Here is a 26,092-nt window from a genome sequence, read left to right as displayed (position 1 = left end):
CATGGACTTGACCCCGTACATCACCAGCCTCCGCGAGGACCTCACCGCGACGGCCTCGGCCGGGGACGAGCAGATCCGCCGGGCGGCGGCGCTGCTGTCCGGCGCGCTCGAACCCGCGGCCCGGCTGGCGCTGATGAACGCGCTGGCCGACCTCGCCGCCGAGGCGACCGCGCAGCTGCCGGACCACGTCGTCGAGGTGCGGCTGGACGGCCGGGACGTGCGGGTGGTGGTCACCGGCACCGCCGGCGAGCGGGAACGCCCCGAGCGGCCCGGACCCCCGCCCCCACCTCCGCCGCCGCCGCTGGTGGAGGGCGGCGACATCTCCCGGATGACGTTGCGCCTGGTGGAGAAGCTCAAGGAACAGGCCGAGCACGCCGCCTCGTCGCAGGGCGTCTCGCTGAACACGTTCATCTCGCAGGCCGTGCAGGGCGCGCTGCACGGTTCGCAGGCGTTCCACGCCGAGAAGCAGGCCGGCTCGCAGTCCGAGTCGCACCTGCACGGCTGGGTGAAGGGATAGTCATGACCGATCCGGAGCTCGTGCGCACGCAGACGTTCCCCCTGCCGGGGCCGCTGGAGCTGGACATCGCCGTCACGCTGGGCAGGGTCGAGGTGAAGCTGGACGCCGAGGAACCCGAGGCGACGGTGGAGATCCGGCACAACCCGGACGCGGAACAGCCGTGGACGCAAGGGATTTCCAGCCTGCTGAGCTGGGTGAGCGAGCGGTTCGGCGACCAGCTGGGCACCGACCTCAACGGCACCCCCGCGGACGCCGTGCAGCAGACGCGGCTGGAGCAGACCGGCAACCGGCTGACCGTGCACGCACCGAAGGCGTTGCCGCTGCGGAACATCCCGCTCGCGGTCACGGTGATCGCGCCGGCCGGCTCGGCGGTGGAGGTGCGGGCCGGCTCGGCGAACGTGACGGTGAGCGGATCCGCCGGGCGGGTGGACGTGTCCACCGGGGCGGGTGAGATCAGGCTGGACCGGTCCGAGGGCGCGGCGACGGTGCGCAGCGGCTCCGGCGCGATCCGGCTGGGGCCGACGCTGGCGGGGCTGCACCTGCGCACCGGCAGCGGCGACGTGGAGGTGGCGTCGCTGTCCGGGTCGGCGACGCTGGCCACCGGCACCGCCGACGTGTGGCTGGGCACCGTGTCCGGCTCGGTGCTGGCCCGCAGCGGCAGCGGTGACCTGTCGGTCGCCGAGGCGGCGAGCGGGAACCTGGAGCTGGTGACCGGCTCCGGCGACATCCGCATCGGCGTCCGCCCGGGGGTCGCCGCGGAGGTCGACCTCACCGCGAGCGCGGGCAAGGTGTCCAGCGAGCTGGACGTGGCGCTGAACCGGCCCGACGGCGAGATCCCGCTGAACGTGCGGGCACGCACCGGCTCCGGCACGGCGATGATCACCCGCGCGGCGCAGTAGACCACCGGAGAAGGCGGCCCGCGGGCCGCCGTGGGGGTGGAGGGGTGGTGTGGCATGGGGGCGTGTCACACCACCCCGTTTGCGTGTGGACTGAGCGGGTGACGGGTCCAGGGCGTGCAGCACCGATCACCTCGGCGAAGCCGGCGGATGGCCGGGGTGATCTCGTCATGCTGCTGCTCGATCCCCTCTCACGCCCGCCGCAACACCGGCGCCAGATCACCCCGCTCCCCCACCACGAAACCGTCCAGCCCCAGCCACGACGCCATCAGCCGCAGCTCCTCCGCCAGCTCGGCCGCCACCCGCGGCACGTCGGCTCCCGGCTCGGCGAACGCGCCCGGCACCCGCAGCACCCCGGCCTCCCGATCGGCCTTCAGATCGACCCGCGCGACCAGCTCGCCGTCGAGCAGGAACGGGAAGACGTAGTAGCCGTACACCCGCTTGGGCTCGGGCACGTAGATCTCGATGCGGTACCGGAACCCGAACAGCCGCTCGGTGCGGGCCCGCTCCCAGATCAGCGGGTCGAACGGGCACAGCAGCGCCCGGCCCACCACCTTCCGCGGCATCCGCGCCCCGGCCAGCCGGTAGGTCGGCCCGCGCCAGCCGCGCACCTCGACCTGCTCCAGCACCCCCTCCCCGACCAGCTCGGCCACCGCCTGGCGGCTCGTCTCCGGGCCCAGCCGGTAGTAGTCCCGCAGGTCCGGCTCCGTCGCCACCCCCAGCGCCGTCGCCGCGCGGGAGATCAGCTCGCGCGCCCCCTGCTCGGGCGAGACCCGCCGCGCCAGGATCTCGGCCGGCACCACGCGCTCGGTCAGGTCGTACAGCCGCTCGAACCCGCGCCGCGTGCCGGTGGTCAGCTGGCCCAGCCCGAACAGCAGCTCGCAGATCTTCTTGACCTCGGACCGCTCCCACCACGACCCGGGCCGGCGCGTCGACTCGCCCTCCAGCTCGCGCTCGATACCGCCCGCCCCGATCGGGCCGAGCTCCTTCACCACCGCCAGCACGTCCTCCACCAGCGACGGCGACCGGTCGGCGAGGCGCTGGTAGTGGCGCCACCACCCGGGCCGCTTGGCCCCGGACCGCAGCAGCGGCCAGTCCTCGACCGGAATGAGGCTGGCCTCGTGCGCCCACGTCTCGACCAGCATCCGCGGCTTGCGGCTGCTGTGCGTCCAGGCGGCGTCGTCGATCAGCGCCGGGTCGTAGGCGCCCAGCCGCGCGAACAGGGGCGCGTAGTGCGCCCGCACCGCGACATTCACCGAGTCCAGCTGGATCAGCTGCAACCGCGACAGCACGCGCCTCAGGTGCCGCCGGGTCGGCTCGGTACCGGGCCGCGGGTCGGCGAAGCCCTGGGCCGCCAGCGCCGCCCGCCGGGCGGCCGCCACACTCATCGTCTCCATCGTGGTGCTCATGGTGCCAGCACCCACCGACAAAACCGGTAGGTTCCCGGCATGAGCACCGTGTCGGTCCGCGAAGCCGTCGAAGCCGACGCCGCGGAGATCGCCCGGATCCAGCGCGTCACCTGGCGGACGGCCTACCAGGGCGTCCTCAGCGAGCAGGCCCTCGCCGAGCTCGGCTCCCCCGGCATCGAGGCGCGCTGGGCGGAGGCGATCGGCCACCCCGGCTCGCGGATCCACCTCGCCGTCGAAGGCGGGTTCACGGTCGGGTTCTGCGTCGCCGGCCCCGCGCCGCGCGAGGACGTGGCCGACGCCGCGGGGAACGTGCCCGCCGACGCCGACCGCACCGGCTTGATCGGGACGCTGCTGGTGGAGCCGCGCTGGTCCCGGCGCGGCCACGGCGGCCGCCTGCTGGCCGCGGCCGCCGCCGGGCTGCGCGAGCTGGGCGCGGGCCGCGGCATCACCTGGGCCGCGGAGTCCGACGCCGCCACCCTCGGCTTCTACCGCCGCGCCGGCTGGCACCCCGACGGCACCGTCCGCACCCTCGACACCGGCGAGCGCCGCCTGCGCGAACTCCGCCTCACCGGAGCGCTGGACATCCAGCTCGTCGAGTAGGTCACCAGACCGTCGCCGGCCACGCGGCGACGCCGGCCGGCCGGCGCCACCCCGGTCAGCGGCGGCCGGACCAGCCCGAGCACGCCGAGGATCTCCACCGCGCCGATGCCCGCACCACCCAGATCGGGACGGTGCCGGCCCAGCCCGTCATCGGCGCCAGCTGCTCCGGCTCTGCGCGATCTTCGTCCCGCCCGCGAACACCCAGCGGCGCGGCCGCGATCCAGCAGGCGATCTTCACTGCGACGTGCGGATCCGGGACGCGCTTCACCGAGCTGCAGCAGCGCATCCCGGGCGTGTCCCAGCGGATGCTGTCGCCGACGCTGCGGAATCTCGGACGCTCAGGCCTCGTCGCCGGCGCGGGCCGGCGTGAACGCCGGCTTCGTCAGCTCCCGGCTCAGCTCGAAGTCCAGGTCCGTGGACGGCGCGGGCTTGCCCCGCCCGCGGAACCACAGCACCGACATCACGACCAGGAACACCACGGCCACGATCTGGTAGCTGCTGCCCGCGACCTGCTGCGCGAAGCTCCAGTTCTCCCACTCCAGCGGCACCCAGTAGTGCGGCGCGAGCCACATGATCACCACGGCGCCCCAGCCGGACACGATGAGCCACTTGTTGTTCCGCTGCACGCCCATCACGAGCACCAGCGCCGCGGTCGGCAGGGCCAGGATCCAGTGGTGCGACCAGGAGATCGGCGAGATCAGCAGCACACCGGCGGCGTTGACGCCCAGCGCCAGCGCGAGGTTGTCGTCCCGCAACGCGCGGGCGGTGCCCAGGAACGTCATCACGACGACCGCGAGCACCCCGAGCCCGCCGACCACCGACAGCGTGGTGCCGGTCAGGTGGAACTTCTCGAACGTCGCGGTGATCGACTCGTTCGCGTGGATCGGGCCGATGTTCATGCCGGTGGCGTGGAAGACGCGGTCAGTCCAGTACGTCCACGAGTCGCCGGGCATCAGCACGAACGCGATCGCCGTCATCACCAGGAAGCTGACGAACGCGGTGACCACCGCGCGGAAGTCCTTGCGCAGCAGGAAGATCAGGCAGAACCCGGCCGGGGTGAGCTTGACCGCCGCCGCGATGCCGATCAGCGCGCCCCGTGGCCAGCGCGGGTTCGGCCACAGGATGTCGACCGCGACGAGCATCATCAGCAGGACGTTGATCTGGCCCCAGAAGATCGTGTTCGCGACCGGGTGCGCGACCACCATCACGATCGCGGCCGCCACGACCATCCACGTCTTGTTCAGCAGCCCGCGCAGCTCCGGCGAGGAGTTGCGGTAGGCCAGGATGATCGGGAACAGCGCCAGGCAGGTCGCGCCGGTCAGCAGCGGGTAGCCGATCGGCGGCGGGATGATCGCCAGCGGGGTGAACAGCACCGCGGAGAACGGCGGGTAGGTGTAGGGCAGCGCGCCGCCGATGCTCGAGACCGGCAGTTCCGTGTAGATCGAGTGGCCCTTGAGGAACGTGTCCGCGCCCAGCCGGTAGATGTCGACGTCGGTGGGCCACTTCCGGATGCCCTGCGCGTAGTAGGCGAGCGCGGCGAACAGGCCCACGGCCAGCAGGAGTTCCAAGCCCAGGCGTACCCGCTCGGCGGTACTGCCGTACCTCATCGTGTCGATGACAGCTTTCACTCGTTCTCCCAGTCCCGGCCACGCGTGATCTCACGGAACAGACGCCGCAGCGCCTATCTTCGTTGTCGGCGTGATCGATGTTACGAGCGGGTCCCCCTTGTGCTAACCGCGGCGGCGGTCGATGAACACGATCCAGCGAAGGACGCTGTAGAGGAACACCGCCTCGCACGCGCCGGCGACGAGGCGCGCCAGGTGGTACTGCACGCCCAGCGCGGCCAGGCCGGCCCCGGCGCCGAGGATGAACGCGAAGTAGTTGACCGCCACCGCGACGGCGTAGCGCACGGCCTGGCGCCCGACCGGGGCGTGCGAGCGGAAGTTGAACACGCGGTTGAGCACGAAGCTCAGGGCGAAGGCGCACACGTAGGCGACCGTGATCGCGACCGGCAGCGGCAGCCCGGCCACGCCGTGACCCAGGGTGAGCAGCAGCAGGTCGACGCCGAAGGTGAACCCGTTGATCAGCGCGAAACCCACGAAACTGGGCGGGACCAGCGTGTTCAGCCCCAGCGGGAGGTAGCGGACGACCGTCGCGCAGAGCGAGGCGAACCTTTCCACGGGCGAGCGCGTCACCCGGATGTCCTGTGGCACGGCGCCACGGTGGCAGAACCGGGTGACGGGAAGGTGAGCAGCCGGTAGTCGGAAAGCGGCGGAAAGTGTCCCCGACCCCACGGAGATCACACTCCGGGCTGATATCTTCTTGTGACCCCGTCCGTGTGATCCTCCGCTCTCCGCGGAGGCCTCGCCCGCCCCGAAGCCCCGTCAGGAGGCGCGGATGTTCGCCTGGTTCTGGGTGACGCTCGGCGTTGCCTTCGGGTCGGCGATCGTGCCCGTGATCAGCGTCGAGGTGTTCGTGCTGGGGCTCGTGGCCAGCGAGCCGGGGCTGCACTGGCTGCTGATCGGCGCGGCCGTCTCGATCGGCCAGATCGCCGGCAAGCTGTTCTACTACCTGGCCGCGCGCGGGTCGATCAGGCTGCCGCGGTTCCTGCACGACCGCCTGCACCGGGTGCGCCCGCCCAGCCGCCGCCGCGACCGGTGGCACCGGCGGACCAAGTGGCTGCGCGGCAAGGTCGAGGCGCTGCGCGAGCGCTGCCACCGGCACCCGCACTGGATGACGGGCACCTACGGGGTCAGTTCGCTGATCGGCCTGCCGCCCTTCATGGCGACGACGGTGCTGGCCGGTCTGGCCGACATGCGGATGTCGACGTTCCTCACGGCCGGCCTGGCCGGGCGGTTCATCCGGTACAGCGCGCTGGCCGCGTGCCCGGCCGTGTTCGCCGGCTGGTTCCACCACTGAGCAGGGCAGGCACCATGAGATACCGGTTGTTCGGGCGCACCGGCCTGCGGGTCGCGGAGATGTTCCTCGGCGCGATGGCGCTGCAGGAGCCGGACGAGGCGCGGCGCGTGATCAAGGCCTACGCCGCGGCCGGGGGCAACGTGATCGACACGGCGTCGGCGTACGCGGAGAGCGAGAGCGTCCTCGGCGAGGTGCTCACCGACCGGGACCGCTTCGTGCTGGCGACCAAGTACACGCTCCCGCGCGACCCGCACGACCCGAACTCCGGGGGCAGCCACCGCAAGAACCTGATCGCTTCGCTGGAGCGCAGCCTGCGGCGCCTGCGCACGGACTACGTCGACATCCTGTGGGTGCACACGTGGGACCCGCACACGCCGGTGGCCGAGACGCTGCGCGCGCTCGACGACCTGGTCCGGGCCGGGAAGGTCCGCTACCTCGGGGTGTCCGACACGCCGGCGTGGGTCGTCAGCCGGGCGGACGTGCTGGCGGAGTGGCGCGGGTGGACGCCGTTCGCGGGCGTGCAGGTGCCCTACAGCCTGCTGAACCGCGACATCGAACGGGATGTGCTGCCGATGGCCGAGCAGCTGGGGCTGAGCGTTGCCGCGTGGGGCGTGCTGGAGCACGGCGCGCTGACGGGTTCGGGCCGGGTCGCTTCGCCGTCGGCGAGCCAGCAGCGGGTGGCCGCGGCGGTGCGCGCGGTGGCGGACGAGCTGGGGGTGACGCCGGCCCAGGTGGCGATCGCGTGGTCGCGGGCGCGGTCGGCCGTGGTGCACCCGCTGATCGGGTTCCGGACGGCGGACCGGGTCGCGGAGAGCGTGGCCGCGCTGGACGTGACGCTGCCACCGGAGGCGGTCGCGCGGCTGGAGGCCGCGGCCCCGTTCGAGCCGGGACCGTTCGCGGAGTTCGTCAGCCGGTCGGCGGACGCCCTCGGCGAGGTGACAGGCCGTCAGCGGCGGGAGTGACCCAGTTCGGCGATGGCGGCCACGGTCCAGTGCGCCGGCTTCGGCGCCTCGTCCGGTGGCAGGCCCAGGATCCACGCCAGCACCGAGGAGGCCTCGGCGCGGCTGCGAAGTTCGACGGGCACCTGATAGCGCTCGGCTTCAGCCGCCCCGACGCCGCGGCGCTCGTCGAGGAGGCCCGGACCGGCTTCGGGATGGGACCGGCAGACGCGGACCCCGGGGCGCTGCTCGTGCGGCAGGAGCCGGGTCCTGCCGGGCACCGGTGAGGCACTCGCTCACGCTGATGAACGGCTCCGGCAGCCACGCCGAGGGCCACCCCTCCCGCGCGGCGCGCGGAACGGACAGATAACCCGCGACCAGGAGTTCCTCATCCACCCGAGCAGTGTCGCAGCCCGGGGTGGCCGGCACGATGCACACCGTGGACGTCGTCGCCCAGTGGGTGCGGACCTGGTGGACCGCGGAATTCCGCGAGGGCGGCACGGTGCTCCGGACGACGCACCACCTGGACGAGGCCGACACCTGCGATCGTCGACCACGGCACGGTGGCCGTCGCCGGGGTCGGCTGCCGCCCGGTGGTCGTGGCGGCTGCTCTTCCGCATCCATCGGGCAATCCGCGTGCTCATCGGGCGGACTCGCGCGCCTCCAGGTCCAGTGCCTTGCGCATGGTGGCGCGGGCGCGGCGCCGGTCGCCCGCGATGTCGTACGCGTGCGCCAGCCGGTACCAGTACCGCCAGTCCTCGGGGTGCTGCTCCAGCTCCGCCCGGCGCTCCTCGAACCACGCGTCCGCCGCGGCGCGGTCCACCCGGCCCGACGGGCGGCGCGGCAGGTCCGCCACGTCCGGCAGCCCGCCCTCGGACTCCAGCCGCCGCGCCAGGCGCTGGATCCGCGTCCCGGACCGCCAGGTCGCGATCACCATCCACAGCCCGAGCAGCGGCAGCACCAGCACACCCACACCGAGCGCGATCCCCACCCCGGTGCCGGTCGCGATCAACTCCACGCCCCGCGCCCCGAGCAGCACCAGGTAGACCACCAGCGCGGCGGTCAGCACCAGGGCGACGTTGCGGATCCTCACAGGTCGAGCACGTTCTCGAGGCCGACGGTCAGGCCCGGACGGCCCAGCACCTCCCGCACCCCGAGCAGCACGCCCGGCATGAACGAGGTCCGGTCCATCGAGTCGTGCCGGATGGTGAGCGTCTCACCCTCCTGGCCGAACAGGATCTCCTCGTGCGCGACCAGCCCGGGCAGCCGCACCGAGTGCACGTGCACGTCCTCCACCCGCGCGCCGCGGGCGCCGTCCAGCTCGCTCGTCGTCGCGTCCGCGCCCGGCTTCAGCCCGGCCTCGCGGCGGGCCTGCGAGATCAGCCGCGCGGTGTGCGCCGCCGTGCCGGACGGGGCGTCGGCCTTGCGGTTGTGGTGCAGCTCGATGACCTCGACCGATTCGTAGAACCGGGCCGCCTGCTGCGCGAACCGCATCGCGAGCACCGCGCCGAGCGCGAAGTTCGGCGCGATCAGCACCCCGACCTCCGGCTTGCCCGCCAGCCACGACCGGACCGACTCCAGCCGCTCCTCGGTGAACCCGGTGGTGCCCACCACGGCGTGCAGCCCGTGGGCGACGGCGAACTCCAGGTTGCCCATCACCGCGTCCGGGTGGGTGAAGTCGACGACCACCTCCGCGCCGGCCTCGGTCAGCGCGCTCAGGTCGTCGCCCGCGTCCACGGTCGCCACGACCGTCATGTCGGGTGCGCCGCCGACGGCCTTGACCACCTGCGCCCCCATCCGTCCCTGGGCGCCCAGCACGCCGACCCGGATCGGGTTGTCCTCGCCGCGGGGGTTCATTTCGCGATCACCTCGTGCAGATCTTCCGGTAGGTCCTGCTCGGCAGCGTACGGCCCGACCACCGCGGCGGCGGTGACCCCTCCCGGCGTCCCGAACAGGGTGCGGGCCAGCTCACACACCTCCTCGGTGGTCACCGCGGCGATGCGCGCCACCGACTCGTCGACCGTGAGGTGCACGCCGTAGTTGAGCTCCTGCTTGCCGATGCGCGACATCCGCGACGCGGTGTCCTCCAGGCCCAGCACGATCCCGCCGCGCAGCTGGCCCTTGGCGCGCGCCACCTCGGCGTCGGTGAACCCGTCCTTGCCGACCTGCCCGAGCACGTCCCGCAGCACCGCCGACACCTCGCCCAGCCGCTCCGGCTGGCACCCGGCGTAGACGGAGAAATGGCCGGTGTCGGCGTAGGTCGCCACCGACGAGTACACCTGGTAGGCCAGGCCGCGCTGCTCGCGCACCTCCTGGAACAGCCGTGAGCTCATCCCGCCGCCGAGCGCGGCGTTGAGCACCGACAGCGCGTACCGGCGCTCGTCGTGCCGCGACAGGGCCTTCATGCCGAGCATGACGTGCGCCTGCTCGGTGTCGTCGCTGTGCAGCACCAGCCGCCGGTCCGCGGCCACCCGCGCCCGGCCCGTCCGCGGCGGCACCGGTGTGTCCGAACCGGACAGACGGCCGCGCAACGCCTTGCGCGCCAGGCGGAGCACCTGCGCGTGCTCGACGTTGCCCGCCACCGCGAGCACCATCTTCGGCAGCGTGTAGCGGCGCCGGTAGAACCCGCGCAGCCCGCTCGCCGACATCCCGGTGATCGACTCCGTCGTGCCCAGCACCGGTCGCCCCAGCGGGTGCGAGCCCAGCACGGTGGTGACGAACGTGTCGTGCAGCAGGTCCTCGGGATCGTCGTCGCGCATGGCGATCTCCTCGAGCACCACGCTGCGTTCGGTGTCCACATCGGACTCCGCGCAGAGCGCCTCGAACACCACGTCGGTGACCAGGTCCATCGCCAGCGGCAGGTCCTCGTCGAGCACCTGCGCGTAGTAGCAGGTGTGCTCCTTGGCGGTGAACGCGTTCAGCTCACCGCCGACCGCGTCGATCTCCTCGGCGATCTGCTTCGCCGACCGGTTGGTGGTGCCCTTGAACAGCAGGTGCTCCAGGTAGTGCGCCGCGCCGGCGACCTTCGGCGGCTCGTCCCGCGAGCCGACCCCGACCCACAGTCCCACCGTCGCCGACCGCACCCCCGGCACGTGCTCGGTGACCACCCGCAGCCCGCCCGGCAGCACCGTGCGTTTGACGACCTGGCCGTTCGCCCCGGTCTCGAGCGTGCGGGTGGTGCCCGCGGCCTGCTCGTGCCCAGCAATCTGTCGCGCCATGGAATCCCAACATCCGTGGCGGGAACACGGAAAACGGCCCGCCCCGCCCGGGGACGGGCCGTTTCCCGGCTACCGCTCCAGTCCTACTTGGCGTCGGCCTCGGCGCCCTCGGCGGGAGCGTCCTCGGCCTTCTTCTCGCCCTCTTCCTCGTCCTTGACGAGAACCAGGCTGATCTTGCCGCGGTTGTCGATGTCGGCGATCTCGACGCGGAGCTTGTCGCCCACGTTGACCACGTCCTCGACCTTGGCGATGCGCTTGCCGTTGCCCAGCTTCGAGATGTGGATCAGGCCGTCCTTGCCCGGCAGCAGCGAGACGAACGCGCCGAACGCGGCCGTCTTCACCACGGTGCCCAGGAAGCGCTCGCCCACCTTCGGCAGCTGCGGGTTCGCGATGGCGTTGATCTTGCTGATCGCGGCCTCCGCGGACGGGCCGTCGGCCGCACCCACGTAGATCGTGCCGTCGTCCTCGATCGAGATGTCGGCGCCGGTCTCCTCGGTGATCGAGTTGATCATCTTGCCCTTCGGCCCGATGACCTCGCCGATCTTGTCGACCGGGATCTTCACGCTCGTGACGCGCGGGGCGTACGGGCTCATCTCGTCCGGGGTGTCGATGGCCTCGGCCAGCACCTCGAGGATGGTCAGCCGGGCGTCCTTGGCCTGGTTCAGCGCGCCAGCCAGGACGTCGGAGGGGATGCCGTCGAGCTTGGTGTCCAGCTGCAGCGCGGTGATGAAGTCCCGGGTGCCGGCGACCTTGAAGTCCATGTCACCGAAGGCGTCCTCGGCGCCGAGGATGTCGGTCAGCGCGACGTACCGCGTCTCGCCGTCGACCTCGTCGGACACCAGGCCCATCGCGATGCCCGCGACCGGCGCCTTGAGCGGCACGCCGGCGTTGAGCAGCGACATCGTGGACGCGCAGACCGAGCCCATCGAGGTGGACCCGTTGGAGCCCAGCGCCTCCGACACCTGCCGGATGGCGTAGGGGAACTCGTCCCGCTTCGGCAGCACCGGCACCAGCGCGCGCTCGGCCAGCATGCCGTGGCCGATCTCGCGCCGCTTGGGCGAGCCCACGCGGCCGGTCTCGCCGGTGGAGAACGGCGGGAAGTTGTAGTGGTGCAGGTACCGCTTCGTCGTCTCCGGCGACAGCGAGTCGATCTGCTGCTCCATGCGCAGCATGTTCAGCGTGGTGACACCCAGGATCTGGGTCTCGCCGCGCTCGAACAGCGCCGAACCGTGCGCCCGCGGGATGATCGCGACCTCGGCCGCCAGCTGGCGGATGTCGGTCAGGCCGCGACCGTCGATGCGGACCTCGTCGCGCAGGATGCGCTGACGGATCAGCTTCTTGGTCAGCGAGCGGAACGCGGCGCCGATCTCCTTGTCACGGCCCTCGAACGCCTCGCCCTCGCCGAGGCCGACCTTGGCCAGCACCGCGGCCTTGACCTCGTCGGTGGCGTTCTCGCGCTCCTGCTTGCCGGCGATGGTCAGCGCCTTGGCCAGGTCCTCCGTCGCGATCGCGGCGACCGCGTCGTAGGCGTCGGGCTGGTAGGCGGGGAACACCGGGAAGTCACCGGTCGGCTTGGCGGCCGCGTCGGCGAGCTTCTGCTGCGCCTCGCACAGCACCCGGATGAACGGCTTGGCGGCGGCCAGGCCCTCGGCCACGGCCTGCTCGGTCGGCGCCGGGGCGCCCCCCGCGATCAGGTCGAGCGTGTTCTCGGTGCCCTCGGCCTCGACCATCATGATCGCGACGTCGTCACCCACGACACGGCCGGCGACGACCATGTTGAAGGTCGCCTGCTCCAGCTGCGTCCAGGTCGGGAACGCCACCCACTGGCCCTCGATCAGGGCGACGCGCACGCCGCCGATCGGGCCGGAGAACGGCAGGCCGCCGATCTGGGTCGAGGCCGACGCGGCGTTGATCGCCAGCACGTCGTAGGGGTCCTCGGGGTGCAGGCTCTGCACCGTGACGACGATCTGGATCTCGTTGCGCAGGCCGTCGGCGAACGACGGGCGCAGCGGCCGGTCGATCAGGCGGCAGGTCAGGATCGCGTCGGTGGAGGGACGGCCCTCGCGGCGGAAGAACGCGCCCGGGATCCGGCCCGCGGCGTACATCCGCTCCTCGACGTCCACCGTCAGCGGGAAGAAGTCGAAGTGCTCCTTCGGCTGCTTGGAGGCGGTGGTCGCCGACAGCAGCATGGTCTCTTCGTCCAGGTAGGCCACGACGGCGCCGGCGGCCTGCCGGGCGAGCCTGCCCGTCTCGAAGCGGATCGTGCGAGTTCCGAACCTGCCGTTGTCGATGACGGCCTCGGCCTCGTGCACGACGGGTCCGCTTGCTTCGGTCATGTGTAATTGACTCCTCGTTCGTTCGGGCAGCAGTGCGCCCCGCCCGTGCGGGGCGTCGTCCGAGGAACGAGCCGGTCTTCGATCGAAGCCAACGGGACTCTCCCGTAAGCCACTACCGAGGACCGGCGTCCTTGCCCTCGAGCGCCTGCCCTTCCTCTTTCTTTCCTCGTTATGGACCGAGGGGGAGCGACCGTGGTCACTCCCCCTGTCGATCACGTCATCGGCGCAAGCCGAGTCGCTGGATCAGCGACCGGTAGCGTTCGATGTCCACCTTCATCACGTAGTTGAGCAGCCGGCGACGACGGCCGACCAGCAGCAACAGGCCGCGACGGGAGTGGTGGTCGTGCTTGTGCACCTTGAGATGCTCGGTGAGACCGATGATCCGCTTGGTGAGCAGCGCGACCTGGGCCTCCGGGGACCCGGTGTCGGACTCGTGCAGACCGTACTCGGTCAGAATCGACTTCTTCTCGTCGGTGGACAGCGCCACTGAGTTCTCTCCTCTGTGTTGTTCTGTGCCGTGAGGCCCGCTGAACGCGGGTAGTCGGTCGCGGCCGCCACGGACTGCAGCCGGACCCGGTGGTTCAGCGTATCAGGGTGTGCCCTACCTGGCCTGCTGGGACAGCGGGAACCGCTCGACCACCGCATACCGGACACCCCCGGCGGTCCGCTGCGACCGCATGAGCACCGCCTCCGCGGCCGTCCACATCCGGCTGCGGTAGCCGGACAGCCGCCGCGCCAGCTCCGGCGGCACCCGCTCGCGCGTGCGCGCCAGCGTCAGGTGCGGCAGGTAGGGGCGGCCCTCGTCACCGGCTCCGGCGGCGAGGCCGAGTTCGGTGATCCCCTCGCCGTACACCCCGAGGTAGAGGACCCGGGTGAACGTGCCCGCACCTTCCAACCAGATCCGCGGCGCCGGCATTCCCGCCAGCCGCGGGCGCAGCCACCCGGCCCGCTCCGCGGGGTCCTCCTCGCCGTAGAAACCCAGGGTGACGTGCCAGTTGTCCGGCGAGCTCCAGCGCACCCCGTCCAGCTCCGGCAGGCCACCGATCTCGGCGGTCAGGGTCGCCACCACGTCGGCGGGCGGCAGGACCGCCGAGAACAGCACCACGGCTCAGCCCTGCTGCCCGGCGCGGCGGAGCAGGTCGGCCAGCGCCGGGAACTCGTCGTCGAGCCGCTTGGCCGCCTCGATCAGGTCCTCGTCCTCGGCGATGTCCCGCAGCGCGGACAGCACCGCCCGCTCCTCGGACAGCGCGTTGACCGGGAAGGTGTCGCGGCCGACCGTGGGCCGCGCGTCGCGCACGTCCTCCAGCGCGGCCATCAGGGCTTCCTTGTGGCCGGCGGCGACCTCGGGGATGAGACACTTGCGTTCGAGCATGATCATCCGCGCGAGCACCACCGGGTTGCCGATCTTGGCGCGGCGGCCGCTCATCACCTGGCTCAGCATCGGAGCGCTGATGCCCAGCACCTCGGCCAGGTAGGCCTGCGAGACGTCGAAGGCGACCACGAGACGGCGCACCCGGTCCCCCAGCGGCTCGCCGTACCACTCCCGCTGGAGGGCGATGTTCCGCTGGACGATCTTGTGGTCATCCACGTGCTGTGCTCCCTGCTCTCCCCAAACAGCCCTGGCCCGCGCCGAGCCCATCTTGCCAGGTGGGATCGGGCGCGCGGGGCGGAATCACCCGACGATTCGCATTCGCACTCGTCGCGGTCAGCCGTCCAGGCCGAGGATCGCCCGGGTGCGGCGCACGTCGTCGCCGATCTGCTCGACGAGGTCGTCGACGCTGGCGAACTTCACCATGTCGCGCAGGCGGCCGACGAAGTCCAGCGCCACGTGCTGGCCGTAGAAGTCCTCGTCCACGTCCAGGACGAACGCCTCCACCGTGCGCTCACGGCCGGAGAACGTCGGGTTGGTGCCGACCGACACGGCCGCGGGCAGCAGCCGGCCGGGCTGGTTGTCGCGGACGAACCAGCAGGCGTAGACGCCGTCGGCGGGCACCGCGGCGTACCGCGGCGTGGACAGGTTGGCCGTCGGGTAGCCCAGGTCGTGGCCCCGGCCGTCGCCGCGCACCACGATGCCCTCCAGCCGGTGCGGCCGGCCGAGCGCGTCGGCGGCGGCGACCACGTCACCGGCGTCGATGCACGACCGGACGTAGGTCGAGGAGAAGGTGATCTCCGCGTACTCGCCGTCGGGCATGCTGCCGCCCTGCAGCTCGGCGCCGTAGGTGGCGAACCCGAACCGGCGGCCCAGCTCCTTGAGCAGGGCCACGTCACCGGCGGCCTTGTGCCCGAACGTGAAGTTCTCCCCCACCACGACGGCGGCCGCGTGCAGCCGGTCGACCAGCACCTCGTGCACGAACTCGTGCGCGGTCAGCCGGGACAGCTCCGCGGTGAACGGCAGCACGCACAGCACGTCGATGCCGAGCTGCTCGACCAGCTCCGCCTTGCGGCGCAGCGTGGTCAGCTGGGCGGGATGGCTCCCGGGCCGGATGACCTCGGACGGGTGCGGGTCGAACGTCAGCATCACGCTGGGCAGGTTGCGGGTCTTGGCCACCTCGACCGTCCGGGCGATCAGCGCCTGGTGCCCGCGGTGCACCCCGTCGAACACGCCGATCGTGACCACACACCGTCCCCAGCCCCCGGGGAGATCAGCAAGCCCTCGCCACCTCTGCACGCCTGAAGGGTACTGCCGCGCGAAGCGCGACCGTTGAGGGTGGTGGTGGGGAAGCGGCTGGCCTCTAAGCCGGAGCCAGGACGACCACCGAGCGGGCCACGCCGCCGGCATCGACGGCGAGAGCGAGCGCGTGGCCGTCCGGGTCGAACACCCCGTAGGTGCCCTCGATCCCGGAGGCGCGCACCTGCTGTCCATATCGGACGGCCCGGGCGGTCGCCGCGTCGACCTCGTAGCGGGGGAACGCCGCGGCCACGGCTTGGTCCAGGTCGAACGACAGCTCCGGCTTCTCCTCCAGCTGCTCCAATGTGCGCGCGGCGGCGATGCCGAACGGGCCGACCGTGGTGCGGCGCAGCGCGGCGAGGTGACCGCCCACCCCGAGCGCCTCCCCGAGGTCGCGGGCCAGCGCCCGCACGTAGGTGCCCGACGAGCACTCGACGACCGCGTCCAGCTCGATGCGATCGGCCACGCGGCGGGTGGCGAGCAGGTCGAAGCGGTAGACGGTGACCGGCCGCGGCTTCAGCGCGACCTCCTCACCGGCCCGCACGCGCGCGTACGCCCGCTTGCCGGCGATCTTCACGGCGCTCACCGCGCTCGGGACCTGCTGGATCTCCCCGGTCAGCGCGGCGATCCCGGACGCGATCGCCGCGTCGGTGACGGCGGCCAGCGCGTCCGGATCGGCCGTGGAGAGGTGCTCGCCCTCGGCGTCGTCGGTGGTGGTCGACACGCCGAGGGCCAGCGTGGCGAGGTAGGTCTTGCGGTCCAGCGCGAGGTGGCCCAGCAGCTTGGTCGCCCGTTCGATGCCCAGCACCAGCACGCCGGTCGCCATCGGGTCGAGCGTGCCGGCGTGCCCGACCTTGCGGGTGCCCATGATCCGGCGCACCCGCGCCACCACGTCGTGGGACGTCATGCCCGGCGATTTGTCCACCACGAGCAGGCCGGGCGGGGGCGCGGGGCGTCGAGTCTTCGGCTGGGACACGGCTGGACACCTTACGGGGCGCCGTTATGCGGGTTGCGGGACCTTCCTCGCCGGGGCGTCCCACACGTGGCGGCGCACCTGCACCGGCACGTGCTCGCCCCGCTCCTGCGCGGCGAACAGCTCGGCGCGGGCACGCAGCCACCACACCAGCATGCGGAACGTGCCCAGCGCCAGCAGCGCGACGACGGCCAGCAGCGCGACCCGGAACTGGCCGCCGGTCAGCTGCAACAGCACGCCGACCACCAGCGCGGTGACCGTCGTGGCGACGAACCCGCCGACGTTGACCACGCCGGTCGCGGTGCCCACGCGGGACAGCGGGTTGTAGTCGCGGGCCAGCGCGAACCCGATCATCGAGGCCGGGCCGCCCAGCGACAGGAAGGCGAACGCGGGCACCAGCACGCCGACCGGGATCTGGCCGGGCCAGCTCAGCAGCACGGCCCACACCACCGCGGCGCCGGCGAGGTAGCCGAGCACCAGCGGCATCCGCGCGCCGGGGCGGGCGGAAATGATGCTGCCGACCAGCGGGCCGCCGATCATCGAGCCGAACACGAACACGGTCAGCAGGGCGCTGGCGGTCGCGGCCGGGCGGCCCTGGCCCTGCACCAGGAACGGCACGCCCCACAGCAGGGTCAGCACGTTCGGGGCGAACATCGTGGAGAAGTGCACCCAGAATCCGAGGCGGGTGCCCGGGACGCGCCAGGCCGTGCGGACCTGGCGGGCCAGCTCGCGGGCGTGGACCGGGCCGGCCTTGGGGGTGGCGCCGGCCGGGGTGTCGCGGACGCGGCCGGCGACGACGGCGGAGTAGATCGCGGTGACCAGGCCGGCGGCGAGGAACGTCGGGGTCCAGCCGGGTCCGGCGAGCAGCAGGGTGAGCGGGACGGTCGCGGCGAGGTTGCCGAGGAAGCCGATCGCGGTGGTGAAGCTGGTGACGACGGCGTACTGGCGGCCCGGGAAGTGCGCGGCGATCAGGCGCAGCACGCTGACGAACGTGAGCGCGTCACCGAAGCCGAGCACCCCGCGCGCGAGCAGGCCCAGCGCGTAGGTGTCCGCGACGGCGACGAGGATCTGGCCCAGGCCGAGGAAGAGCAGCGCGGCGGTGAGCACCTTGCGCGGCCCGAAGCGGTCGACGAGGACGCCGGTGGGGATCTGCATGGCGGCGTAGACGCCGACCTGCAGGACGGTGAACGTGGAGAGCGCGGCGGCGCCGACCCCGAACCGGTCGGCGGCTTCCAGCCCGGCGACCCCGAACGAGGTGCGGTGGAAGACGGAGAGGAGGTAGACGATGGCGGCGGTGAACCAGATGAGCCACGACCGGCGGCTGGCCCTGCCGGTCACGGGTGCCTGCTGCGGCGGCACGAAGGATTCCTCCCGGAATGGATAGGCGACGATTCGGCACGGGGACGCCCGCATCGCCGTCCCGATAGTTGTATCGCCTATGCAAGGCTGAAACTTACCTGTTACCGAAGTGTTTTCAGCCACATGGCCGAGCGGGGTCCACCCGTTCGGCAGACGGGGCTCCTATCTGGCGGCAGCGGTTTCGAGCCGGGCATCGAATCCGCCCGATCGCATGGCACCCACGCCGCGCGGAGGGCGTCAGCGGACGGCGCCGACGACCGTCCACCGGTCGGAGCGCCAGCGGGCCACCACCGCGGCCAGGCGCAGCACCATGAACAGCGACAGCCCGGTCCAGATGCCGGTCAGCCCCCAGCCGAAGCCGAGCGAGGCCCAGATCAGCGGCAGGAACCCGAGCGCCGCGCTGACGAGCGTCGCGGTGCGCAGGAACGCCGCGTCGCCCGCGCCGAGGAGCACTCCGTCCAGCGCGAACACCACCCCGGCGATCGGCTGCAGCGCCACGAAGAACCACCACGCGTGCGGCACCTCGCCCAGCACGCCGGCGTCGGAGGTGAACGCGTGCGGCAGGACCTGCGACACCGCGGCGAACACCACGCCGAGCACGCAGCCCATGATCAGCCCGTAGCGCGTGATCTGCCCGGCCACCCCGCGCGCCTGCCGCGCCGAGCCCGCCCCCAGCGCCGCCCCGACGAGCGACTGCGCCGCGATCGCGACCGAGTCCAGGACCAGGGACAGGAACGTCCACAGCTGCAGCACGATCTGGTGCGCGCCCACGGCCGCGGTCGAGGTGCGGGCGGCGACCGCGGCGGCGGAGACGAAGCACGCCTGGAAGGCGAGGCTGCGCAGCACGAGGTCCCGCCCGAGGCCGAGCTGCGCGCGCATCACCTTCGGATGCGGCCGGAGCGGCACCTTCTCGGCGGCGAGGGCCCGCAGGAACAGCCCGGCGCTGATCACCTGGGCGACGACGTTGGCGACGGCCGAGCCTTCCAGTCCCCAGTCCGCGACGTAGACGAGCAGCGGGCAGAGGACCGCGGAGATCCCGTTGCCGGCCAGGACGTACCGCAGCGGGCGGGCCGCGTCCTGGACTCCGCGCATCCAGCCGTTGCCGGCCATGGTGATCAGGATCAGGGGCGCCCCGAACAACGCGATGCGCAGCCAGGACACCGCCGCCGCGGCGACCTCGTCACTGCCGGACAGCACACGCGCGACCGGCCCGGCGAGCAGCTGCCCCGCGGCGAGCACGACGAGCCCGACGATGATCGCGAGCCAGGTGGCCTGGACGCCCTCGCTGACCGCCTCCGCCCGGCGGCCGGCGCCGTGCAGGCGGGCGGTGCGGGAGGTGGTGCCGTAGGACAGGAACGTCAGCTGGGTGGAAACCTGGGCGAGCACGACGCCGCCGACGGCGAGCCCGGCGAGCGGAAGCGCCCCCAGATGCCCGACGACGGCCGTGTCGACGAGAACGTACAACGGCTCGGCGGCGAGCACCCCGAGCGCCGGGACGGCCAGCCCCAGGACACGCCGGGCCGGCACCTTCTCGCCGGCGGACTCCACGGTTTCGGACACGCTCGCAGGTTAACCGGGGGGTCCGACAAGATCAGCTCCCCGGCGGCGGCGAGCGCTCCGGCGCGGGCTCCAGCGTGGCGTGCGCCGGCAGAATTCCCTCGGGGTCTGCGCCGGACAGCCCCGACAGCCCCCGGCGCGGCGCCCGCCAGGCACCACACGCGGCACCCCGCCGGGACCACGCCAGGCCACCAACCCAGTCCCAGCGCAACGCGCATCTCACAGCCACCACGGCTGCGAGGCCCCGGCAACCGGTCAGCTCAGCAGCGGTGCCTCCGCCAGCGCGCGCCGCACCAGTGCCAGTCCCTCCTCCGCCGTGCCGTGGATCGTGCAGCCGGCCGCCAGCCGGTGCCCGCCGCCGCCCAGGCTGCGCGCCGCCTGGGACACGTCGATCTTCCCGATCGCCCGGAACGACACCGACCACTCCCCCGGCGCCTGCTCCTTCAGCACCACCGCGACCTCGGCCTCGCGCGTCGAGCGGATCACGTCCACCACGCCCTCGACCTCCTCCAGCCGCACCGTAGCGGCCACGTCCGCGGTCACCACCGCGTGCACGAGCCCGAAGCCCTGCGCCGCCTCCGGTTCCAGCCGCGCGGTCGCCAGCACGGCGGACAGCATCGGCAGCCACGCGAACGGGTGGTCGTCGATGATTTCGCGCGCGAGCCGGTCCGGGTCGACCCCGGCCTCCAGCAACCGGGCCGCCGCGTGGTGGGTCGACGGCCGGGCCCGCCGGAAGCCGCCGGTGTCGGTCACCAGCCCCGCGTACAGGCAGCGCGCGATCGGCTCGTCCAGCGCCACCCCCATCTCGTCCAGCAGCGCCAGCACCAGCACCGCGGTCGCCTCGGCCGTGTCGTCGACCAGGTGCACCGAGCCGTAACGCAGGTTCGACGCGTGGTGGTCGACCACGAGCACCTCGCCGCCGGCCGCGCGCGTCGCGTCCACCCGGCCGGCCAGCGAACCCAGCCGCGCCGGGCTCGGCGTGTCCAGGCACACCAGCAGCCCGGCCGACGGCGGCACCTCGGCGGCCGGCACGACCAGGTTGTCGGCGTCGAGGCCGCGCAGGCTCTCCGGCACCTCGGCGGGCTCGGCGAAGGACACGCGGACCGTCGCGCCCCGCAGGTAGAGCGCCCGGCCGAGGGCCAGCGCGCTGCCGAGCGCGTCGGCGTCCGGGCGGACGTGGGCCAGCAGGGTGACGTCGTTCGCTTGCCGCAGCAGCCCTGCGGCGCGCGGGAAGTCGAGCGGGGCGGAGGTGCTCATGCGGGCAAGCTACGCTTTTTCCCGATGTTCGACTACGGGATCCTCCTCTACCCCGGCGCCAACCGCGTCTACGCCGACGCCTCCGCCGGTCTGCTGCGGGCCGAACTGACCGTGTTCGGCGAGGCCCTGCGCACACCGCCGGCCGAGATCGGCGAGCGCCGGATCGGCGGCGTCACCTACGTCACGTTCGCCACCGCGGAGCCGCTGTCCGAAGAGGACATCGCGCTGCTGTCGAACCTCTCGTCGCTGTACGCGCTGTTCGAGTTCAGCGGCGACCTGCTGCGCCCGCTGGAGATCACGCCGCTGGACCGGTTCGACTCGGACCTGCTCACGATCCAGAAGTACCCGGGCAAGACCAACGAGCTGTTCACCAAGCTGCTGCTCAACGTCACGCTGCTGTCCCGGTCCCGGCCCGCCGAGTTCCTGGACCGCCCGCTGCACGTGGTGGACCCGTTGTGCGGCCGCGGCACCACGCTGAACCAGGCGATGATGTACGGCCTGGACGCGACCGGGCTGGACGTCGACAAGAAGGATTTCGAGGCCTACGAACGGTTCATCAAGACCTGGCTGCGGCAGAAGCGCGTCAAGCACAACGCCGACTCCGGCCCGCTGCGGCGGCACAAGCACCGGCTCGGCCAGCGCCTGGAGATCTCCTACGCGCTGGAGAAGGAACGCTGGAAGGCCGGCGACGCGCGGCACGTCACGTTCTTCAACGCCGACACCCTGACCACCGACGAGCTGCTCAAGGCCGGCTCGGCCGACGTCGTGGTCGCCGACGCACCCTACGGCGTCCAGCACGGCAGCCACCAGCCCGACGAGCTCACGCGGAGCCCGCGCGACCTGCTGGCGGCCGCCGTGCCGGTGTGGGCGCGGGTGCTCAAGCCGGGCGGCGCGCTGGGCCTGAGCTGGAACACGCACGTCGCCAAGCGCGAGGAGATCGCGTCGATCCTCGACCGCGCCGGGCTGGAGGTTCGCGCCGGCGGGCCGTGGGAGGAGTTCGCGCACCGGGTCGACCAGGCGATCCTGCGGGACCTGATCGTCGCGCGCAAACCCGCCTGAAAGCCGTTTGACGACGCCTCAAAGTCGTCGCTTGGACGCTGTTTACAATAGTCGATCACCTGAACAAGGAGATCGGCTACGTGGGCAAATACGGTTACCGGTTCTACACCTTCAGCGTGCATAGGCATGGCGATGCCGCAACCCGCCTTCCGCTCGGCGAACTGTGCGGTGAAGGCGCCGATGCGCATGGGATCCCACGATCTCGTTCCGACGCGATCGTGACCCTCTACGGCCTGCTCAACGGCCTGCTAGGCCGCCGCGTGGACGAGAAGACCAAGCACCTGACTGTTCAAGGAGTGACCCCCGCAGGACGGTCAGTCCGCTTCATAGCTGATCTTGGCACCAGCGGGGTCAACTCCACGTTCATCGATCCGGCAGCAAGCGGCAGTCATCCGGTCTTCACTCGTGCGGAGCACCACATCGAGAGCAACCGGCGGCGCGGCTTGATCGTCGCCGGCACCAAGTCCACCGTCGGCCTCCTGGCGTTGGAGTCCGTATCAGGCTCGACCGGAACGACGCAGATCGTCCCGCTGCTGAAGCGGGGCTTTCGCGCGCACACGAGGATGGTGATCGACTTTGACGCCGTGGTTCACGAGAACGCCCTGCAGGCGTTCTTGGATCAAGCGCGCATCGGCGCCGTGACTCTGAAGCGATCGGGCCTTCCACCAGACATCGCCGATCAACTCGAAGTTCGGGACAACCAGGCGCACTTGGGCCGGCTGGAGATGAAGATCAGCAAGGGACGCATCCCGGAGTTCACCCGCGGCTTGACCGAGAAGTTTCGCCGCGACGACAGCGCCCGGCGACGGCTGCTGTCGGTCGGTTCGCTCGACTTCGATGAGCTCAACGTACGGATGGAAGTGGGAGACCGGAGTACCACGTTGTCAATCTCCGCGGACCGGATGCCGTCGTTCGTGTACCAGATTCAGGGCCGCGACAGGCCTGATGACCAGGCCTTTTACCGCGAAGTGAGCGGGATGGTGGCAGAAGTCGCGCAGGCCTTCGGCGCTCAGATTGTCGGTACCACCTGGCAGACTGGCTCCTGGTCCGAAGAGAGCCTGAGGACTGTGGTGGAGCTACCAAAGCAGGAGGGGCCAAGTGAGGGGGCGATCGAGTAAGGGCAGCAGCAAGTTCTCCACACTCGCACTTATCAAGGATCATTACGGCACTCTGCGGGACGCGGAGTCCGGCAGACCGCGCGTACGGGACTACTTGATGTTCCTCGGCGTTCCAGTGGGCCTGGCCGCCGTCGTGTGGATCCAAGGCTCGCAGGCGAGCCATGTGCCAGAAGTACTCGCAGCTGTCGCGATCCTGACAGGTCTGATCTTCAACGTCTTCGTTCTTCTCTTCGACCTGACCATGCGCGCGACAGACAAGACCGACCCCGCGTATCAGAATTTGATGAACAGGCTCACCGATGAACTTCGGGCGAACATCTCGTACGCGGTCTTGCTCGGACTTGTCCTCACCGCCTTGTTGGGCTGGCTGGCACTTTTCACGGACACCAGCCAGCCACTACCAACACCGATCAGCGCGGTCCTGGTCGCCATCGCGGTTCAGATGCTGTTGACGATCTCGATGATTCTGAAACGGGTCCGGGCCCTCTACCGGGCCTTCCGCCGGGTCGGTCCAGAGCGGATCCCGTGACTACCGATGGCGAACATGACGGACACCGAACGCCCTGACATCTAGCCGGCCAGCTCACCGACCATCTGCTCGGCCGGCCCGCGGTGCTGGGTCATGCGCAGGAGCATCTCGGCGAGGCCGGCCGGGTCGACGCGGTCCGGTTCGAAGCCGCGGCGGGCCTCGGCCGAGGCGTCGAACAGTTTTTCCGCGTCGCTGTCGCGGATGAGCGAGCCGATGGTGATCGCGGCGGCGGACACGCCCGTGCCGGCCAGGTCGGCGTGCAGCGCGAGCACGTAGTTGCGCAGCGCGGCCTGGGCCGCACCGGCGCCGGCCAGCATCGGCTCGGGGTTCTTCGCCGACGAGCCGAACCCGTAGAGCAGCGTGCCCGAACCGCGCTCCAGCATCCCCGGCAGCAGCAGCCGGGTCAGCGACAGCGGCGCCAGGACCACGCTCTCCACGGCCGCCCGCAGGGTCTCGACGTCCAGGTCGCGCACCGGCTTCAGCAGCGCGAGATCCAGCGAGCCGTTGATCACCGCGACGTCCACCGGCCCGATGTCCGCCAGCAGCCGCGCGTGGCCGTCGAGGTCGTTGAGGTCCGCCGGGAACGCCCGCGCCGCAACGCCTTCCGCGGCCAGTGTCTCCACAAAGGACGAGAGCCGGTCCGCGCGGCGCGCCACCAGCGCGACCTGGTAGCCCTCCTTGCCGAACCGGCGGGCGGTGGCCAGGCCCATCCCCGGACCGGCGCCGAAGATCGCGAGTGTCTGCATCTCGATTCGCCTCCAGATAAGTTGAGTGACCCCTCAAGTTCTATCTCAATATGAGGCAATCCTCAAGTTTCTTATACTGGATGCCGTGACCCGTCCCCTTCGCCGCGACGCGCAGCGCAACCGCGAGCTGCTGATCGCCGCCGCGCGCGAAGTGTTCGGCGAGAAGGGCCTGGACGCGCCGCTGGAGGAGATCGCGCGACGCGCCGGGGTCGCAATCGGGACGCTCTACAACCGGTTCCCCACGCGGATGGACCTGGTAGCGGCGGCGTTCGGCGGCATGCTCGACCACTGGGCGAGCGAGGCCGAGCAGGCACTCGGGGCCGACGACCCGTGGGACGGGCTGGTCGAGCTGATCGTGCGGACCTGCGAGCTGCAGACGGTGGACCGCGGCATGACCGAACTGTGCACGAGCGCGCTCCCCGACGCGCCGGGGCTGCGGGCGGCCCGGGAGCGGGTCGGCGAGGTGTTCGAGAAAGTGCTGGCACGGGCCCACGACGCCGGGGTGCTGCGCCCGGACTTCGGGCTCGACGACCTGGCCTTCGCCATCGCCGCCACCACCCAGGCCGCTCCGCTCGGCGACTGGCGCCGGCACCTGACGTTCCTGCTCGACGGGCTCCGGCCTCAGGACACCTGAGCGGCCGGCATCACGCCGAACTTGCGGGTCACGAAGCACCAGAACAGCGGCACGGCCTCGGCGACGGGACGTTCGTCGGACTCACCGTCGGCGCCCACGTGCTCCACCCGCACCCGGCCGGGCGCGACCGCGGCGCGCCGGGACCACGGCCCGGACACCACGACGGCACCCCACGGCGCGCGCGGCACGGGGCGATCGACCACGATCAGATCACCCAGCGATGTCGTGCCGAGCAGGACGGTGCCCGAGCCGAGCACGCTGTCGACGATCTCGGCCATGGGCCGGTAGGCCGGCCGCGCGTCGGCGAGCCGGTGGAACTCCGCGGCGATCTCGGCCCACGGCCGGGAACGGAACGGGTACAGCCATCCCATCGACCCCACGCGGACCCCCTCAGATCGCGTCGCAGCGGCAGTGCTGCGGCAATCCAAGCACCGCGGGTCAAGACCGGGCGCGGCAACTCCTCGCCGGCATCGCTCTCGCCGGCATCGCGGCGCAGCGGCAACCCGACCACCGCCGACCGAAACCGGGTGGGACTACTCCTCGTCGGAGTCGTCCTCGTCGGCCTCGCGTGGCTGCTTGTACGGGTCCGGGTCACCGGCGTGCTGGGCAGCGGCCGCGCGGCGGGCCAGCTCGGCGTCGGCCTCGCGGGCCTTCGCCAGCAGGTCCTCGATGTGCCGGGCGTCCTCCGGGATGGTGTCCGCGACGAACGTCAGCGTCGGCGTGAACCGCACCCCCGTGCCCTGCCCGACCCGGCTGCGCAGCACCCCGCGCGCCGACTCCAGGGCGGCGGCCGCGCCCGGGAAGTCCGGCTTGGACTCCAGCGTCTCCCCCAGCACCGTGTAGTACACGGTCGCGTCGTGCAGGTCCGCGGTGATCTTCGCGTCGGTGATCGTCACGTTCTTCAACCGCGGGTCCTTGATCTCGTGCTCGATCGCCGACGCCACGATCTGCGAGATCCGCTTGGACAGCTTGCGGGCGCGAGCCGGATCGGCCATCACGCACTCCCCTTAGTCTTCTGGCCCGAGCAGGCGGCGGTGGGCGGAGAGCAGCTCCAACTCGGGGCGCTGCGCCACCAGCCGTTCACAGCCGTCGAGCACGTCACGAACATGTTCACCGTCGGCCGCCACCACCGCCACCCCGATCAGGGCGCGGCGATGCAGGTCCAGGTGGCCGGCCTCGGCGACCGACACCTCGAACCTGCGGCGCACCTCGGCGATCAGCGGCCGCACCAGCGACCGCTTCTGCTTCAGCGAATGGACGTCGCCGAACAGGACGTCGAGTTCGAGCGCACCTACGTACATGGGTTCCCTGTCCCAGGTGAGGACGCGGGGCCGGTCACCAGACCGGCCCCGCGCACCA

General features: G+C 71.8%; 29 protein-coding genes and 1 pseudogene. 10 read left to right on the top strand and 20 right to left on the bottom strand.

Annotated elements, in window-relative coordinates:
• The first annotated feature begins 1 nt into the window (after nt 1).
• Entirely contained in the window at nt 2–517 is a 516-nt protein-coding gene (locus L1857_RS15115) for a toxin-antitoxin system HicB family antitoxin (RefSeq protein ID WP_094005871.1), read from the top strand.
• A gap of 2 nt (nt 518–519) precedes the next feature.
• Entirely contained in the window at nt 520–1,416 is an 897-nt protein-coding gene (locus L1857_RS15110) for a DUF4097 family beta strand repeat-containing protein (RefSeq protein ID WP_116114397.1), read from the top strand.
• 188 nt (nt 1,417–1,604) lie between these two features.
• On the opposite strand, the gene L1857_RS15105 is transcribed toward L1857_RS15110, so the two are convergent.
• The gene (locus tag L1857_RS15105; RefSeq protein ID WP_249465381.1) at nt 1,605–2,822 is read right to left on the bottom strand and encodes a winged helix-turn-helix domain-containing protein; all 1,218 of its coding nucleotides are present in this window, start codon (nt 2,820–2,822) and stop codon (nt 1,605–1,607) included.
• Between the two features lie 39 nt (nt 2,823–2,861).
• On the opposite strand from L1857_RS15105, the gene L1857_RS15100 reads away from it, so the two are divergent.
• Both L1857_RS15100 and L1857_RS35690 read left to right on the top strand, forming a co-directional pair.
• Nucleotides 2,862–3,422, top strand: a complete 561-nt coding sequence (locus L1857_RS15100) for a GNAT family N-acetyltransferase (RefSeq protein ID WP_116114393.1) — start codon at nt 2,862–2,864, stop codon at nt 3,420–3,422.
• 131 nt (nt 3,423–3,553) lie between these two features.
• Nucleotides 3,554–3,727 (top strand): annotated as a pseudogene (locus tag L1857_RS35690) (hypothetical protein); the annotation flags it as partial.
• A 33-nt stretch (nt 3,728–3,760) separates the two neighbouring features.
• Here L1857_RS35690 and L1857_RS15090 read toward each other — a convergent pair.
• Together L1857_RS15090 and L1857_RS15085 are read right to left on the bottom strand one after the other, a co-directional pair.
• Nucleotides 3,761–5,029 (bottom strand): glycosyltransferase family 87 protein, encoded by a 1,269-nt coding sequence (locus L1857_RS15090; RefSeq protein ID WP_233157294.1) that lies wholly within the window; start codon nt 5,027–5,029, stop codon nt 3,761–3,763.
• Nucleotides 5,030–5,152: 123 nt separating this feature from the next.
• Entirely contained in the window at nt 5,153–5,635 is a 483-nt protein-coding gene (locus tag L1857_RS15085) for a GtrA family protein (RefSeq protein WP_233157293.1), read from the bottom strand.
• Nucleotides 5,636–5,819: 184 nt separating this feature from the next.
• On the opposite strand from L1857_RS15085, the gene L1857_RS15080 reads away from it, so the two are divergent.
• Nucleotides 5,820–6,341, top strand: a complete 522-nt coding sequence (locus L1857_RS15080; protein WP_094005866.1) for a YqaA family protein — start codon at nt 5,820–5,822, stop codon at nt 6,339–6,341.
• Nucleotides 6,342–6,355: 14 nt separating this feature from the next.
• A complete protein-coding gene (locus tag L1857_RS15075; RefSeq protein ID WP_094005865.1) occupies nt 6,356–7,303 on the top strand; it encodes an aldo/keto reductase in 948 nt (315 codons plus the stop codon).
• Here L1857_RS15075 and L1857_RS15070 read toward each other — a convergent pair.
• From L1857_RS15070 to L1857_RS15010, 13 genes are all read right to left on the bottom strand, one after another.
• Nucleotides 7,288–7,560 carry a hypothetical protein gene (locus L1857_RS15070; protein ID WP_158224437.1) on the bottom strand — a complete coding sequence of 91 codons (273 nt, stop codon included), beginning with the start codon at nt 7,558–7,560 and terminating at the stop codon, nt 7,288–7,290. The two genes, L1857_RS15075 and L1857_RS15070, sit on opposite strands and share 16 nt — an antisense overlap.
• Before the next feature lie 359 nt (nt 7,561–7,919).
• Nucleotides 7,920–8,372, bottom strand: a complete 453-nt coding sequence (locus L1857_RS15065) for a tetratricopeptide repeat protein (RefSeq protein ID WP_116114389.1) — start codon at nt 8,370–8,372, stop codon at nt 7,920–7,922.
• Entirely contained in the window at nt 8,369–9,136 is a 768-nt protein-coding gene (gene dapB / locus L1857_RS15060; protein WP_094005862.1) for a 4-hydroxy-tetrahydrodipicolinate reductase, read from the bottom strand. Before dapB ends, L1857_RS15065 begins: the two co-directional genes overlap by 4 nt.
• Nucleotides 9,133–10,497, bottom strand: a complete 1,365-nt coding sequence (locus L1857_RS15055; protein ID WP_094005861.1) for a M16 family metallopeptidase — start codon at nt 10,495–10,497, stop codon at nt 9,133–9,135. The genes dapB and L1857_RS15055 overlap by 4 nt, the downstream gene beginning before the upstream one ends.
• Before the next feature lie 83 nt (nt 10,498–10,580).
• Nucleotides 10,581–12,833 (bottom strand): polyribonucleotide nucleotidyltransferase, encoded by a 2,253-nt coding sequence (locus L1857_RS15050; RefSeq protein WP_094005860.1) that lies wholly within the window; start codon nt 12,831–12,833, stop codon nt 10,581–10,583.
• 217 nt (nt 12,834–13,050) lie between these two features.
• Entirely contained in the window at nt 13,051–13,320 is a 270-nt protein-coding gene (gene rpsO, locus L1857_RS15045; RefSeq protein ID WP_017981770.1) for a 30S ribosomal protein S15, read from the bottom strand.
• Nucleotides 13,321–13,434: 114 nt separating this feature from the next.
• Nucleotides 13,435–13,938: an RNA 2',3'-cyclic phosphodiesterase gene (gene thpR / locus L1857_RS15040; protein ID WP_116114385.1), complete on the bottom strand. Its 504-nt coding sequence runs from the start codon at nt 13,936–13,938 to the stop codon at nt 13,435–13,437.
• A gap of 3 nt (nt 13,939–13,941) precedes the next feature.
• A complete protein-coding gene (locus tag L1857_RS15035) occupies nt 13,942–14,421 on the bottom strand; it encodes a helix-turn-helix domain-containing protein (RefSeq protein WP_116114383.1) in 480 nt (159 codons plus the stop codon).
• Nucleotides 14,422–14,538: 117 nt separating this feature from the next.
• Nucleotides 14,539–15,501: a bifunctional riboflavin kinase/FAD synthetase gene (locus L1857_RS15030; RefSeq protein ID WP_116114381.1), complete on the bottom strand. Its 963-nt coding sequence runs from the start codon at nt 15,499–15,501 to the stop codon at nt 14,539–14,541.
• Nucleotides 15,502–15,565: 64 nt separating this feature from the next.
• Nucleotides 15,566–16,477 carry a tRNA pseudouridine(55) synthase TruB gene (truB, locus tag L1857_RS15025; protein ID WP_283258015.1) on the bottom strand — a complete coding sequence of 304 codons (912 nt, stop codon included), beginning with the start codon at nt 16,475–16,477 and terminating at the stop codon, nt 15,566–15,568.
• Nucleotides 16,478–16,501: 24 nt separating this feature from the next.
• Nucleotides 16,502–17,812, bottom strand: a complete 1,311-nt coding sequence (locus tag L1857_RS15020) for an MFS transporter (protein ID WP_249465378.1) — start codon at nt 17,810–17,812, stop codon at nt 16,502–16,504.
• A 258-nt stretch (nt 17,813–18,070) separates the two neighbouring features.
• Nucleotides 18,071–19,393, bottom strand: coding sequence for an MATE family efflux transporter (locus L1857_RS15015; protein WP_162831237.1), 1,323 nt, complete (start codon nt 19,391–19,393; stop codon nt 18,071–18,073).
• A gap of 252 nt (nt 19,394–19,645) precedes the next feature.
• A complete protein-coding gene (locus L1857_RS15010) occupies nt 19,646–20,647 on the bottom strand; it encodes a DHH family phosphoesterase (protein ID WP_094005854.1) in 1,002 nt (333 codons plus the stop codon).
• Nucleotides 20,648–20,671: 24 nt separating this feature from the next.
• Between L1857_RS15010 and L1857_RS15005 the strand changes: the two genes are divergently transcribed.
• The 3 genes from L1857_RS15005 (at nt 20,672) to L1857_RS14995 (ending at nt 23,353) form a co-directional block, all read left to right on the top strand.
• Nucleotides 20,672–21,706 carry a TRM11 family SAM-dependent methyltransferase gene (locus L1857_RS15005; protein WP_116114375.1) on the top strand — a complete coding sequence of 345 codons (1,035 nt, stop codon included), beginning with the start codon at nt 20,672–20,674 and terminating at the stop codon, nt 21,704–21,706.
• 80 nt (nt 21,707–21,786) lie between these two features.
• Entirely contained in the window at nt 21,787–22,824 is a 1,038-nt protein-coding gene (locus tag L1857_RS15000; RefSeq protein ID WP_162831236.1) for a hypothetical protein, read from the top strand.
• Between the two features lie 97 nt (nt 22,825–22,921).
• A complete protein-coding gene (locus L1857_RS14995) occupies nt 22,922–23,353 on the top strand; it encodes a hypothetical protein (protein ID WP_162831235.1) in 432 nt (143 codons plus the stop codon).
• 41 nt (nt 23,354–23,394) lie between these two features.
• Here L1857_RS14995 and L1857_RS14990 read toward each other — a convergent pair whose 3' ends face one another.
• Nucleotides 23,395–24,099: an SDR family NAD(P)-dependent oxidoreductase gene (locus tag L1857_RS14990; protein WP_116114369.1), complete on the bottom strand. Its 705-nt coding sequence runs from the start codon at nt 24,097–24,099 to the stop codon at nt 23,395–23,397.
• 85 nt (nt 24,100–24,184) lie between these two features.
• Here L1857_RS14990 and L1857_RS14985 point away from each other — a divergent pair, with 85 nt between their 5' ends.
• A complete protein-coding gene (locus L1857_RS14985; RefSeq protein ID WP_094005849.1) occupies nt 24,185–24,733 on the top strand; it encodes a TetR/AcrR family transcriptional regulator in 549 nt (182 codons plus the stop codon).
• Here L1857_RS14985 and L1857_RS14980 read toward each other — a convergent pair.
• From L1857_RS14980 to L1857_RS14970, 3 genes are all read right to left on the bottom strand, one after another.
• The gene (locus L1857_RS14980; protein ID WP_116114367.1) at nt 24,721–25,104 is read right to left on the bottom strand and encodes a hypothetical protein; all 384 of its coding nucleotides are present in this window, start codon (nt 25,102–25,104) and stop codon (nt 24,721–24,723) included. The genes L1857_RS14985 and L1857_RS14980 overlap by 13 nt on opposite strands.
• Nucleotides 25,105–25,266: 162 nt before the next feature.
• A complete protein-coding gene (gene rbfA / locus L1857_RS14975) occupies nt 25,267–25,728 on the bottom strand; it encodes a 30S ribosome-binding factor RbfA (protein ID WP_094005848.1) in 462 nt (153 codons plus the stop codon).
• Between the two features lie 12 nt (nt 25,729–25,740).
• Nucleotides 25,741–26,034: a DUF503 domain-containing protein gene (locus L1857_RS14970; protein ID WP_094005847.1), complete on the bottom strand. Its 294-nt coding sequence runs from the start codon at nt 26,032–26,034 to the stop codon at nt 25,741–25,743.
• Between the last annotated feature and the right edge of the window lie 58 nt (nt 26,035–26,092).

This window comes from Amycolatopsis thermalba, from assembly GCF_023376025.1.
GTDB lineage: Bacteria > Actinomycetota > Actinomycetes > Mycobacteriales > Pseudonocardiaceae > Amycolatopsis_E > Amycolatopsis_E thermalba.
This window is presented reverse-complemented; position numbering and strand designations above follow the sequence as displayed.